Consider the following 12,929-nt stretch of genomic DNA (forward strand, 5'->3'; position numbering starts at 1 on the left):
GCACCCCCCGGGATATTTGCGCCAAGGTGAAAGGGGCGGGGCATTTGCGCCCATTGACCCGGCCCTTGCGGCGGATAGTCTGCCGCCATGAGCCTTGCATCCCGCCTGACCCGCACGCCCCTTGCCTTTGATCCTGCCCGCGGCGCCGATGTCGCCGCCCGTTATGGCGATTTTCCGCCCGAAATCCGCGGGCTGATCGCGGGCACGGCGGGGTGTTCGCCCTATCTGGCGGGGCTTTTGGAGCGCGAGGCGGAATGGCTGCGGGCGGCGCTGTCGGGCCCGCTTGAGGCGGCTTTCGCGGCCGAGATCGCCCGGCTGCAGGGGATCGAGCTGGAGATGCTGGGGGCCGAGTTGCGCCGGGCGAAGCGACGCTTGGCGGTGCTGATCGCGCTGGCCGATCTGGGCGGGGCCTGGCCGCTGGAGCAGGTGACGGGGGCGCTGACGACGCTGGCCGAGACCGCCGTCGATCTGGCGCTGCGCCGTCTGGTCGCCGAGGAGATCCGGCGGGGCAAGCTGCCGGGCAAGGGGCCCGAGGATGCCGCCCGCGCCGGGGGCATGGTGGCTTTGGCGATGGGCAAGATGGGGGCGCATGAGCTGAATTATTCCTCGGACATCGACCTGATCTGTCTTTTCGACGAGACCCAGTTCGCCGCCGATGACCGGATGGACGCGCGCGCGGCCTTTATCCGGGTGACGCGGAAAATGTCGGCCTTGATCAATGACATCACCTCTGAGGGCTATGTGTTTCGCACCGATCTGCGGCTGCGGCCCGATGCTTCGGTGACGCCCGTGTGCATCTCGATGGGGGCGGCGGAGCTTTATTACGAGGCGGAGGGCCGGACCTGGGAACGCGCCGCCTATATCAAGGCGCGCCCCTGTGCGGGCGACATCGCGGCGGGCGAGAAATTCCTGCGCGCGCTGACGCCTTTCGTCTGGCGCAAGCATCTGGATTTCGCCGCGATTCAGGATGCCCATGACATGCGGTTGCGGATTCGCGCCCACAAGGGGCTGGGGGGCGCGATCGAGGTGGCCGGGCACAATCTGAAGCTCGGTCAGGGCGGCATCCGCGAGATCGAATTCTTCACCCAGACCAGGCAGCTGATCGCGGGCGGGCGCGATGCCGAGCTGCGCGACCGCAGCACCGTGGGGGGGCTGGCGAAACTGGCCGCCAAGGGCTGGGTGCCCGCCGATGTGGCCTGCGAGCTGACCGATCACTACCGCGAGCACCGCGAGATCGAGCACCGCATCCAGATGGTGAACGATGCCCAGACCCAGCTGATGCCGATCACGCCCGAGGGGATCGACCGCATCGCGCGGATGATGGGGGCGGGCGATACTGCCGCCTGGGCGGCGCGGCTGAAGGACCGTCTGACCCGGGTCGAGGCACTGACCGGGGCGTTCTTTGCCCCTTCGGCGGCGGCGGCGCGGCCCGACCTCAGCCCCGAGGCGGAGAAGATCGTCGAAGCCTGGACGCATTATCCGGCGCTGCGCTCGGACCGGGCGCAGGCGATCTTTCGCCGCATCGAGCCCGAGATCCTGAAGCGGATGGACCGCGCGGCGAGCCCCGAAGAGGCGCTGCGCCAGTTCGACGGGTTCCTCGCGCGGCTGCCCGCGGGGGTGCAGCTCTTTTCGCTGTTCGAGGCGAACCCGTCGCTGATCGATCTGATCGTCGACATCTGTGCCACCGCGCCGGGGCTGGCCGCGCATCTGAGCCGCAATCCGGGCGTCTTCGATGCGGTGATCGGCGGCAGTTTCTTTGCCGCCTGGCCCGGCGCTGAGGCTTTGGCCGAGACCTTCCGCACGACGCTGGCGGCGGTGCCGGATTACGAGAAAAAGCTTGATGCGGCGCGGCGCTGGGCCAAGGAATTCCGGTTCCGCGTCGGCGTGCATCATCTGCGCGGGCTGGTCGACGCGGCCGAGGCGGCGCGGTTCTATGCCGATATCGCGGGGACTGCCGTGACCGGGCTCTGGCCCGAGGTGGTGGCGGAATTCGCGCGTCGGCATGGGCCGCAACCCGGGCGGGGGGCGGTGGTGCTGGGCATGGGCTCGCTCGGCGCCGAGCGGCTCAATGCGGCCTCGGATCTCGATCTGATCGTGATCTATGATGCCCCCGGGGTGGATCTGTCCGAGGGGCCGAAGCCCCTGGCGACGCGGCAATATTTCGCCCGCCTGACGCAGGCCTTCATCACCGCGCTGACCGCGCCGATGCCCGAGGGGCGGCTTTACGAGGTCGACATGCGGCTGCGGCCCTCGGGGCGGGGGGGGCCGGTGGCGGTGTCGCTCGACAGTTTCCGCGACTATCAGCGGACCGAGGCCTGGACCTGGGAACATCTGGCGCTGACGCGGGCGCGGGTGCTGGCGGGGGATGCCGGCCTTGGCGCCGATGTCGAGGCGGCGCGGCTTGCGGTTCTGTCCGAAAAGGGCGGCGATCCGAAGGTGATGCCGGATCTGGCCGAAATGCGGGCACGGATCTTTGCCGCCAAGGCCCCCGATGGCGCCTGGGAGGCGAAGATCGGCCCCGGGCGGCTGCAGGACATCGAACTTCTGGCGCAAAGTTTCGCGCTGCGGGCGGGCGAACCGGCCCGCAAGGTCGAGGCGCAGCTGCGCATCGGTCCGCGCCGGGGCTTCGTGACGAAAGCCGAGGGCGAGACGCTGGCCTCGGCCTATCGCTTTCTGTGGCGGCTGCAGGCGGGGGGGCGGCTGCTGACCGACCGGCCGCTGGATCTGCAGGCGCTGGGCGAGGGCGGGCGGGCGTTTTTGCTGCGCGAACTGGGCGAAGACAGCCTGCAAACCCTTGCCGAACGGCTGGAGCGCACCACATCCGAAGTTGCGGCGCTCGTCGAGAAGGCGCTCGGCTGACGGGAGAGGCGAAGATGGATCTGAAACTGGCGGACCCGAAAGGGCTTGTGCGCGAAAGCTACCGCATCGAGGGGATCGGGCCGGTCGAATGCCGGTCGATCTTTCTGGACTGGGCGCTGAGCCTGGCGCCGGGCACCGATCAGACCGCGGCGATGCGGGCGGTTCTGACGAGCTATGGCGCCGATGCGCGCCATCCGATGTCGCAGGTTCTGGCCGAGGGGCTGACCCGCGCGGAAACCCCGCCCGCCCGGCGCGGCGGCCGGGCAGGTCGGATGTCGGTCTGATCAGCCAAGCGTCGCGCGCGACAGCGCGGCGGCGTCGGTTGCCAGCGCCTCGATCGCGGCCCAGTTGCCCGCGCTCATCATGCCCTGCGGCGCCACCCAGGAGCCGCCGACGCACATCACGTTCGGCAGCGTCAGGTAATCGCGCGCATTCTTCAGGCTGACGCCGCCGGTGGGGCAGAACGAGACTTTCGGCAGCGGCCCGCCCATCGCTTTCAGCGCCGCGGCCCCGCCCGAGGTTTCGGCGGGGAAGAATTTCAGCATGTCATAGCCCAGTTCCAGCGCCCGCATCACTTCCGACGCGGTGACGGCGCCGGGCAGAAGGGGCAAGCCCTCGTCCTCGCAGGCTTTGACAAGGCTTTCGGTCAGGCCCGGGGCGACGCCGAATTGCGCCCCCGCGGCCTTGGCGGCCTTCACATCGGCGGGCGTGAGCAGCGTGCCCGCGCCGACGACGCCGCCTTCGACATCGACCATGGCGCGGATCGCCTCGAGCGCGCAGGCGCTGCGCAAAGTGACTTCCAACGCCTTCAGCCCGCCCGCCACCAGCGCCTTGGCCAGCGGCTGGGCATGGGCCACGTCCTGCACCACGATCACGGGCACGATGGGGGCAAGCGCGCAGAATTCGCGCGCTTTCGCGGATTGGGCGGTGGGGGTCATGAGGGGCCTCCTGAGGGGGTATGGGTCAAAGGGGCGTATTTGCGCCAAGAAGAAGCTGCGGGTTTCTTCTTGGTCCAAATACGCAAATGCGCCGCAGGCGCGGCCTCACACTATCACGGACGCGCCGGAGGTGGCAGGGCCGGTGTTGCGGCGGAACGTCTCGAACAGCTCGCGGCCGAGCCCCGTGCGATTGGCGCTCAGATCGGGGGGGACGGGGGCGCGGCTCTCGAAGCCCTCGGTCAGGCAGGACAGCGTGCCGGTGTCGGCGTCAAGCCGGATCAGATCGCCGTCGACGAGCTTCGCCAAGGGCCCGCCACAGGCGGCCTCGGGGCTGACATGGATCGCGGCGGGCACCTTGCCGCTGGCCCCCGACATCCGGCCATCGGTGACCAGCGCGACGCGCAAGCCGCGGTCTTGCAGCACGGACAGGGTGGGCGTCAGCGAATGCAACTCGGGCATGCCGTTCGCCTGCGGCCCCTGAAACCGCACCACGACCACGGTGTCGGCGGTGAATTCGCCGCGCTTGAAAGCGTCCTTCACCGCATCCTGACTTTCGAAAATGCGGGCCGGGGCCTCGATCACATGGCGGTCGGGGGCGACGGCCGAGACCTTGATCACGCCGCGCCCCAGGTTCCCCGCCAGTTGTTTCAGCCCGCCGCTCGCCGCGAAAGCAGCATTGGCGGGGCGCAGGATGCGGTCATTGAGGCTGTCTTCCGGGCCCTCGACCCAAGCGAGGCGGCCCTCGATCAGCTTCGGCTCCTGCGTGTAGCGCGCCAGGCCGGGGCCTGCGACGGTGTTCACATCCGCATGCAGAAGCCCCGCGCGCAGCAGATGGCGGATCAGGAATTGCAGCCCGCCCGCGGCGTGAAAGGCGTTCACATCGGCCAGCCCGTTCGGATAGACCTTGGCCATCAGCGGCACGACATCGGAAATCGCGTCGAAATCTTCAAGGTCGAGCTCGATCCCCGCGGCCCGCGCCATCGCGGGCAGATGCAGCACAAGGTTGGTCGAGCCGCCCGTGGCCATCAGCCCGACAAGCCCGTTGACGAAGGCGCGCTCATCGAGCAGCTGGCCCACCGGCAGCGCGGTTTCCCCCAGCGCGGTGATGTCGGCCACACGCTGCGCGCCCGCCACCGTCAGCGCATCGCGCAGGGGGGTGTGCGGGTTGACGAAACTTGCGCCCGGCAGATGCAGGCCCATCACCTCCATCAGCATCTGGTTGGTGTTCGCGGTGCCGTAAAAGGTGCAGGTGCCCGGCCCGTGATACGACGCCATCTCGGCCGCCATCAGTTTGTCGCGCCCGACCTCGCCGGTGGCAAACTGTTGCCGCACCTTGGATTTTTCGTCATTCGGCAGGCCCGCCGTCATCGGCCCCGCGGGCAGGAAGATCGCGGGCAGATGGCCGAAGGTCGCCGCCGCCATCACCAGACCCGGCACGATCTTGTCGCAGACGCCAAGGAAAATCGCCGCGTCGAAGGTGTCATGCGACAGCGCCACCCCGGCGGCAAGCGCGATCACGTCGCGCGAAAAAAGCGACAGCTCCATCCCCGCCCGGCCTTGCGTGACGCCATCGCACATCGCAGGCACCCCGCCCGCCACCTGCGCCGTGGCGCCGATGTCGCGCAGGGCCGCCTTGATCTGCGCCGGGTAATCGGCATAGGGCGCATGGGCCGAAAGCATGTCGTTGTAAGCGGTGACGATGCCGATATTGGGGCCCCGCCCTTCGGAAAGCGGCGCCTTGTCTTGCCCCATCGCAGCATAGGCATGGGCCTGATTGCCGCAGGTCAGATGTGCCCGCGCCGGGCCCGCGGCGGCCGCCGCCGCGATCCGCGCCAGATAGTCGCCCCGCCGCGCGGCCGAGCGGGCCCGGATGCGATCCGTCACCCGGGCAATCGTGGCGTTCAGCGGTGCGGCAGTCTCGGTCATGGTCGGATCCAGCTTTGGCGAAGGCTCGGGATGCCCCGCATATATTCAGTTTAGCGCTAACAAATCAATCCTGCTTTCCTCTCTCTCGCGCGGGACGCGGGCAAGGTCCAGCCGATTTCGCGGAAAATCCGCGCGGTGTGGCGCGGGTGGTGTGGCACGGCCGGGGCCGGGGGGCGCCGATGCGGGCTTTGCGCGGCGCGAAAGTCGCGCTAGAGGGGGCGCAACCATTCCTTTCGCAGCAGGCCCGCCATGACCGAAGAAGAAGCGCCGAAGTCCCGTCCCGTCGTGCGGCTGCGCCCCAAGGCCGAGGCCCGCGCGATCCGGCACGGCTTTCCCTGGGTCTATGCCGACGAGCTGGTGACCGACCGGCGCACGCAGGGGCTGACCCCGGGCGTGATCGCGACGCTCGAAGATGCCGAGCGCCGCGTGCTGGGCACGGTCACGGTGAACCCGAAATCGAAGATCATCGCGCGGATGCTGGATCGTGACGCCGAGGCGCCGATCGACCGCGACTGGATCGCGGCGCGGCTGTCCCGCGCGCTGGATCTGCGCACCCGGCTTTTCGATCAGCCCTTCTACCGGCTGGTGCATGCCGAGGCCGACGGCCTGCCCGGCGTCATCATCGACCGTTTCGGCGATGTCGCCGTGGTGCAGCCGAACGCCGCCTGGGCCGAGGCGATGATCGGCGATCTTTGCGCCGCCCTCGTCGCGGTGACGGGCGTGAAGACGGTGATCAAGAACGGCTCCGGCCGGTCGCGCGGGCTGGAAGGCCTGCCCGAGGAGACGGTGGTTCTGTGCGGTGCCATCGAGGGCCCGGTGCCGGTCGAAATGAACGGCGCCACCTACATGGCCGATGTTCTGGGCGGGCAGAAGACCGGGCTGTTCTTCGACCAGCGCCCGAACCACGCCTTTGCCGCGCGGCTGGCGCGGGGGGCGCGGGTGCTTGATGTGTTCAGCCATGTCGGCGGTTTCGCGCTGGCCTGTCTGGCAGGCGGGGCGGAAAGCGCCTTGGCCGTCGATGCCTCGGCCGCGGCTTTGGATCTGGCCAGCAAGGGCGCCGCCGCGATGGGGCAGGGCGCGCGCTTTGCCACCCGTCAGGGCGATGCCTTCGCCACGCTGGAGGCGCTGGCCACCGAAGGCGCGACGTTCGAGGTGGTGATCTGCGATCCGCCCGCCTTCGCGCCGAACAAGCAATCGCTGGACGCGGGGCTGCGCGCCTATGAACGCATCGCCCGGCTGGCGGCGCCCCTGGTGGCGCCGGGCGGCTATATCGTGCTGTGTTCGTGCTCTCATGCCGCCGATCTGGTCGCCTTCCGCAACGCCTCGGCGCGCGGTCTGGGGCGTGGCGGGCGCCGCGCGCAACTGCTGCACACCGGCTTTGCCGGGCCCGATCACCCGATGCTGCCGCAACTGGCCGAATCGGCTTACCTCAAATCGCTGGTCTTCCGGCTCGACTGATGCGGGCCGCCCCCGGCAAGGTGCTGCTGGATGCCTGCGTGCTTTACCCGACGGTTTTGCGCGAGATCCTGACCGGCTGCGCCGCCGAGGCGCTTTACACGCCGCTTTGGTCCGAGCGCATCCTTGAGGAATGGGCGCGGGCGGCGGCGCGGCTGTCTTCGGGCGACGAGGCCTTTGCACGGGGCGAGATTGCCATGCTCAAGGCCCGGTTCCCAAAGGCCGTCGTCGCGCCCCGCCCGGGGCTCGACTCGCGGCTGCATCTGCCCGATGAAAACGACATCCATGTGCTTGGCTCCGCCATATCTGGCGGGGCCGAGGCGATCGTGACGCAAAACCGGGCCGATTTCCCGCGCGGCGTGCTGGCCGGGGAGGGGCTTGCGCGGCTCGATGCCGATGGCTTCCTGTGGGCGTTGGCCGCCGATCACCCCGCGCAGGTCGCCGCCGTGGTGGAACGCGTCCGCGCCAAGGCCGAGGCGCTTTCGGCCCAGCCCTGGACCACCCGGGCGCTGTTGAAAAAGGCGAAGCTCTTCCGCCTTGCCCGTGCGCTTGAAACCGCCTGAGACTTTCCGCGCCCTTGCCAAACCGCTTTGAGTTCGCCCGACACCGGGCTAGACTTGCACCTGGCGCCAAGGTAGAAACCGCATGTGTTACCGCTAACATGTGCAACGCGGACGGCGCATCCGGAGGAGGGCGCCAGTCATGCCAAGAATCGGAGCCAGCCCCATGGTATCGCGCGTCATTCCGGTCGACCTTTTCGATCTCGTGATCTTCGGAGCCACGGGCGATCTTGCGCAGCGCAAGATCCTGCCCGGGCTTTATCGCCGCTTCCACGCCGGCCAGATGCCCGAGGGGGCGCGGGTCATCGGCGCGGCGCGCTCCGAGATGGATGCCGCGGGCTTTCGCGCCCAGGTGACGAAGGCGATCGCCGATTATGTCGATCCGGCGAAACATGACGCGGCGACGATCGCGGCCTTCTTGCAAAACCTCGATTACGTCTCGGTCGATGCGACGGGCGAGGGGGGCTGGGATACGCTCAAGGCCAAGGTCGATCCGGCGCGGATCAACGCCTTTTACTTCTCGGTGGCGCCGATGCTGTTTGGCCCCTTGGCCGACCGGCTCAAGGCGCATGGGATCGCCGGGGATCAATCGCGCATCGTCGTCGAAAAGCCCTTCGGCCGCGATCTGGCCTCGGCCCGGGCGCTGAACGCCACCTTGGCCGCGCATTTCGAGGAAAGCCAGATCTACCGGATCGATCATTATCTGGGCAAGGAGACGGTGCAGAACCTGATGGCGGTGCGGTTCGCCAACATCCTGTTCGAGCCCTTGTGGAACGCGCAATATATCGACCATGTGCAGATCACCGTGGCGGAAACCGTGGGTGTCGGCGGGCGCGGCAGCTATTATGACAAATCGGGCGCGATGCGCGACATGGTGCAAAACCACCTGATGCAGCTTTTGTGCCTGATCGCGATGGAGCCGCCCTATCACTTCGACCCCGATGCGGTGCGCGACGAAAAGGTGAAAGTTATCCGCGCCTTGCAGCCCATTCCGGCAGCCGACATCGTGCGCGGCCAATATCTGGGCGTGAAGGCGGGGGCCGGGCGGGCGGAACAGCCGGGCTATCTGGCCGACAGCGAAAACCCCGACAGCCGCACCGAAAGCTATATCGCGCTGAAGGTTCAGGTGGCGAACTGGCGCTGGCAGGGCACGCCGTTTTATCTGCGCACCGGCAAGCGGCTGCGGGGCAGGGCCAGTGAAATCGCCATCACTTTCAAGGCGCCGCCGCATTCGATCTTTGACCAGGAGGAGGCGTCCTGGCGCGAAAACGTCCTTGTCATCCGGCTGCAACCGGATGAGGGGATGAATCTGAAAGTGATGATCAAGGAACCGGGTCCGGGGGGGATGCGTCTGGTGCAGGTGCCGCTCGACATGTCGTTCGCCGAGGCCCTGGGCGAGGATGGCGCCGACATTCCCGACGCTTACGAACGGCTGATCATGGATGTGATCCGTGGCAACCAGACGCTGTTCATGCGCGGTGACGAGGTCGAAGCCGCCTGGGCCTGGACCGATCCGATCATCGCGGGCTGGGAGGCGCGGGGCGACCGGCCGCGGCCCTATGACGCCGGGTCTTCCGGCCCCGAAGATGCGCTGATGCTGATGCACCGCGACGGCCGTCGCTGGCGGGAGATCCGCGAATGAATTTGATCGAATATCCGGACCGCGAATTGATGATGCTGGCCTTGGCCGACAAGGTGGCCAGTCAGCTGCGCCGCGCCCTGGAGGTCGAGGATCGGGTGACTTTGTGTGTCCCCGGCGGCACCACGCCCGGGCCGGTCTTCGACATCCTCTCGGGCCTTGATCTCGACTGGGCGCGGGTCTGGGTGCTCTTGAACGACGAGCGCTGGGTCGACGAGACCAGCCCGCGCTCGAACACCGCGCTGTTGCGCAACCGGCTGTTGCGGGGGGCTGCGGCGCTGGCCCATCTGGTGCCGCTTTACGCCCCCGCCGCCACGCCCGAGGACCGGCTGGAAGACCTTTCCCGGGGCGTGCGCGCCGCGCTGCCGCTCACCGTGCTTTTGCTGGGCATGGGGGCCGACATGCACACGGCCTCGCTTTTCCCCGGCGCCGACCGTCTGGCCGAGGCGCTTTCCCCCGATGCCCCCCCGGTGATGGCGCTGCGCGCGGACGGTGCGGGCGAGCCGCGGATCACGCTGACCGCGCCGGTGCTGCGCGCGGCCATGCATTGCCATCTTCTGATCACCGGTGCAGAAAAGCGCGCAGCACTGGAGCGTGCCGCGAGCCTTCCCGAAACCGAGGCCCCGGTGCGCATCGTCCTTTCCAACGCCACCATCCATTGGGCCCCCTGATGAACCGTTTCGATGACCTGCTTGCCCATGCCGCGACCGTCAAGGACCGGCATATCCTCGATCTTTTCGCCGCCGACCCCGACCGCGCCGCCCATTTCAGCGCCGAATTCGGATCCTGGTTCTTTGATTTCTCAAAGACGAACATCGATGCCACGGGGCTGAAGCTGCTTGTCGATCTGGCGGAAAAGACCGGGGTTGCCGCACGCCGCGACGCGATGTTCGCGGGCGACAAGATCAACGAGACCGAGGGCCGCGCAGTGCTGCACATGGCCTGGCGCAACCTCGGCGACACGGTCACCGTCGATGGCGCGGACGTGATGCCCGCGCTGCGCGAAACGCTCGGCCGGATGCAGGTCTTCGCCGAGGATGTCCGCGAAGGCCGCTTCACCGGGCAGGGGGGCCGCATCACCGATGTGGTCAATATCGGCATCGGCGGCTCGGATCTGGGGCCGGTGATGGCCTCGATCGCCTGCACCTCCTTTGCCGACGGGCCGCGGCTGCATTTCATCTCGAATGTCGACGGCGCCCACGCGCATGACGTTCTGGCGGGGCTCGACCCCGAAACGACGCTGGTGATCGTGGCGTCCAAAACCTTCACCACGATCGAGACGATGACCAATGCCGAAACCGCCCGGGCCTGGATGGCGGCAAAGGTCGCGGACCCCGCGGCGCAATTCGCCGCGATCTCGACCGCGACCGACAAGACGGCCGCCTTCGGCATCGCGCCCGCGCGCGTCTTCGGCTTCGAGGATTGGGTGGGCGGGCGCTATTCGGTCTGGTCGCCGATCGGCCTGAGCCTGATGATCGGCATCGGCCCGGGCTATTTCGCCGAGTTCCACGCCGGCGCCGCCGCGATGGACCGCCATTTCCGGCAGGCGCCCCTGGCCGAGAATCTGCCGGTGCTGCTGGCGCTGGTCGGCATCTGGCACAACCAGGTGCTCGGCCATGCCACCCGCGCCGTGCTGCCCTATGAACAGCGCCTCGCCCGGCTGCCCGCCTATCTGCAGCAGCTGGAAATGGAGAGCAACGGCAAGCGCGTCTCGATGGACGGCGCCGATCTGCCCTATCACTCGGGCCCGGTGGTCTGGGGCGAGCCCGGCACGAACGGCCAGCACGCCTTTTATCAGCTGATCCATCAGGGCACCCGGGTCGTGCCCTGCGAATTCCTCCTCGCCGCCCGCGGCCGCGAGCCCGATCTGGAACACCAGCACCTGCTGCTGGTCGCCAATTGCCTGGCCCAGTCCGAGGCGCTTCTGCGCGGCCGCTCGCTGGCGGAAGCAACGGACATCATGGCGAAAAAGGGCCTGAGCGGCGCGGAACGCGACCGTCAGGCCCGCCATCGCGTCTTCCCGGGCAACCGCCCCTCGACGACGCTGCTGATCGAGGTGCTCACCCCCTTCACGCTCGGCGGCATCGTCGCGCTTTACGAACACCGGGTGTTTGTCGAGGGCGTGATCCTTGGCATCAACAGCTTCGACCAATGGGGGGTCGAACTCGGCAAGGAGCTGGCGCTGGCGCTGGCGCCTGTGCTTGACGGCAGCTCGGAGGGCACGGGCAAGGACGGCTCCACCCTCGGGCTTGCAGCGCGCATCCGCGCCGCCCGGGCCTGAGCAAAGGGGGGGGCTCTGCCCCCCGTCCGCAAGCGGACCCCCCCGGGATATTTCCGCCAAGGTGAAAGCAGAGCCGTTTGCCCTTTCACCTTGGCGCAAATATCCCGGGGGGTGAATTGCCGAAGGCAAGAGGGGGGCAGCGCCCCCCTCCCTTGTCCCGTCACGGCGGTCGGGCGCGGTTCAGCCCATCCGTTCCGACGTATAACCGCCGGGCGAGGCCGGGAAGACGACGGTCTTGTTGCCGTTGATGAAGGTGCGGTGCTGCACATGGGCGTGGATCGCGCGGGCCAGCACCAGCGCCTCGACGTCGCGGCCAAGGCTGACGTAATCCTCGGGGCTTTGCGCATGGGTGATGCGGACGGTTTCCTGCTCGATGATCGGGCCTTCATCAAGGTCCGCCGTCACGTAATGCGAGGTCGCCCCGATCAGCTTCACGCCGCGCTCATAGGCTTGCTTGTAAGGGTTGGCGCCCTTGAAGCTTGGCAGGAAGGAATGGTGGATGTTGATGATCTTGCCCGACATCTTCTGGCAGAGCTTGTCCGACAGGATCTGCATGTAGCGCGCCAGAACGATCAGCTCGGCACCGGATTCCTCGACCACGTCCAGCAGATGCGCCTCGGCTTCGGGCTTGTTTTCCTTGGTCACCTTGATGTGGTGGAAAGGAATGTCGTGGTTCACCACCACCTTCTGATAGGTCATGTGGTTCGAGACGACGCCGACGATCTCGACCGGCAGCGCGCCGATGCGCCAGCGGTAAAGCAGGTCGTTCAGGCAATGGCCGAAATTCGAGACCATCAGCAGGACCTTGACCTTGGTTTCCGCGTCATGGATCGCCCATTCCATGTCGAATTCCCGCGCCACCGGCTCGAAGCCCGCCTTCAGGCTGTCGAGCGTCGCCCCGGTTTGCGACACGAAGGTCACGCGCATGAAGAATTGGCCGGTCAGAAGGTCGTCATACTGGTTTGAATCGGTCAGGTTGCAGCCGCTGTCGGCCAGATAATTGGCAATCGCCGCCACGATCCCGCGGGTCGAGTGGCAGTTCACGGTCAGCACATAGGTGGTCATTCCCGGTTCCTTTCGCGGCCCCCATAGGGTGTCTTGGAGGCGTCTAGCACATATTCCCCGCCCCGCGCCAAGGGGCCTGCCGGGATGCGACAGCGGATCGTCGAAATGCGTCACAAGACGTGTCGCAATTGCTCCGGCGGCTGTCTTGCCCCCGTCGGGATCATGTCCGGGCCGGTTTTTCGTCGCGGCTTCGCCCCGACGACCCG

General features: G+C 67.8%; 10 protein-coding genes. 7 read left to right on the forward strand and 3 right to left on the reverse strand.

Features of this window, described 5'->3' with window-relative positions; genetic code table 11:
* Positions 1-87: 87 nt before the first annotated feature.
* Together FBT96_RS16785 and FBT96_RS16790 are read left to right on the forward strand one after the other, a co-directional pair.
* Positions 88-2,859 carry a [protein-PII] uridylyltransferase family protein gene (locus FBT96_RS16785; protein ID WP_136908648.1) on the forward strand — a complete coding sequence of 924 codons (2,772 nt, stop codon included), beginning with the start codon at positions 88-90 and terminating at the stop codon, positions 2,857-2,859.
* A 14-nt stretch (positions 2,860-2,873) separates the two neighbouring features.
* Positions 2,874-3,143: a hypothetical protein gene (locus FBT96_RS16790; protein ID WP_136908650.1), complete on the forward strand. Its 270-nt coding sequence runs from the start codon at positions 2,874-2,876 to the stop codon at positions 3,141-3,143.
* Here the strand turns inward: FBT96_RS16790 and FBT96_RS16795 are convergent, their stop codons facing one another.
* Both FBT96_RS16795 and edd read right to left on the reverse strand, forming a co-directional pair.
* On the reverse strand, positions 3,144-3,797 hold the full coding sequence (locus FBT96_RS16795) for a bifunctional 4-hydroxy-2-oxoglutarate aldolase/2-dehydro-3-deoxy-phosphogluconate aldolase (protein ID WP_055209761.1): 654 nt from the start codon (positions 3,795-3,797) through the stop codon (positions 3,144-3,146).
* Positions 3,798-3,902: 105 nt separating this feature from the next.
* The gene (gene edd, locus FBT96_RS16800; protein WP_136908652.1) at positions 3,903-5,723 is read right to left on the reverse strand and encodes a phosphogluconate dehydratase; all 1,821 of its coding nucleotides are present in this window, start codon (positions 5,721-5,723) and stop codon (positions 3,903-3,905) included.
* A 249-nt stretch (positions 5,724-5,972) separates the two neighbouring features.
* Here edd and FBT96_RS16805 point away from each other — a divergent pair, with 249 nt between their 5' ends.
* The 5 genes from FBT96_RS16805 to pgi all read left to right on the forward strand — a co-directional run bounded on the left by FBT96_RS16805 (position 5,973) and on the right by pgi (position 11,658).
* On the forward strand, positions 5,973-7,181 hold the full coding sequence (locus tag FBT96_RS16805) for an RSP_2647 family RNA methyltransferase (protein ID WP_136908654.1): 1,209 nt from the start codon (positions 5,973-5,975) through the stop codon (positions 7,179-7,181).
* Entirely contained in the window at positions 7,181-7,741 is a 561-nt protein-coding gene (locus tag FBT96_RS16810; protein WP_136908656.1) for an RSP_2648 family PIN domain-containing protein, read from the forward strand. The genes FBT96_RS16805 and FBT96_RS16810 overlap by 1 nt, the downstream gene beginning before the upstream one ends.
* Before the next feature lie 163 nt (positions 7,742-7,904).
* On the forward strand, positions 7,905-9,380 hold the full coding sequence (zwf, locus tag FBT96_RS16815; protein WP_136908658.1) for a glucose-6-phosphate dehydrogenase: 1,476 nt from the start codon (positions 7,905-7,907) through the stop codon (positions 9,378-9,380).
* Entirely contained in the window at positions 9,377-10,048 is a 672-nt protein-coding gene (gene pgl / locus FBT96_RS16820; protein ID WP_136908660.1) for a 6-phosphogluconolactonase, read from the forward strand. Before zwf ends, pgl begins: the two co-directional genes overlap by 4 nt.
* Positions 10,048-11,658, forward strand: a complete 1,611-nt coding sequence (gene pgi / locus FBT96_RS16825) for a glucose-6-phosphate isomerase (RefSeq protein WP_136908662.1) — start codon at positions 10,048-10,050, stop codon at positions 11,656-11,658. The genes pgl and pgi overlap by 1 nt, the downstream gene beginning before the upstream one ends.
* A 180-nt stretch (positions 11,659-11,838) precedes the next feature.
* On the opposite strand, the gene purU is transcribed toward pgi, so the two are convergent.
* Positions 11,839-12,723, reverse strand: a complete 885-nt coding sequence (gene purU / locus FBT96_RS16830; RefSeq protein WP_136908664.1) for a formyltetrahydrofolate deformylase — start codon at positions 12,721-12,723, stop codon at positions 11,839-11,841.
* Positions 12,724-12,929 lie beyond the last annotated feature (206 nt).

It is taken from the genome of Rhodobacter capsulatus (assembly GCF_005144475.1).
Classification (GTDB): domain Bacteria; phylum Pseudomonadota; class Alphaproteobacteria; order Rhodobacterales; family Rhodobacteraceae; genus Rhodobacter; species Rhodobacter capsulatus_C.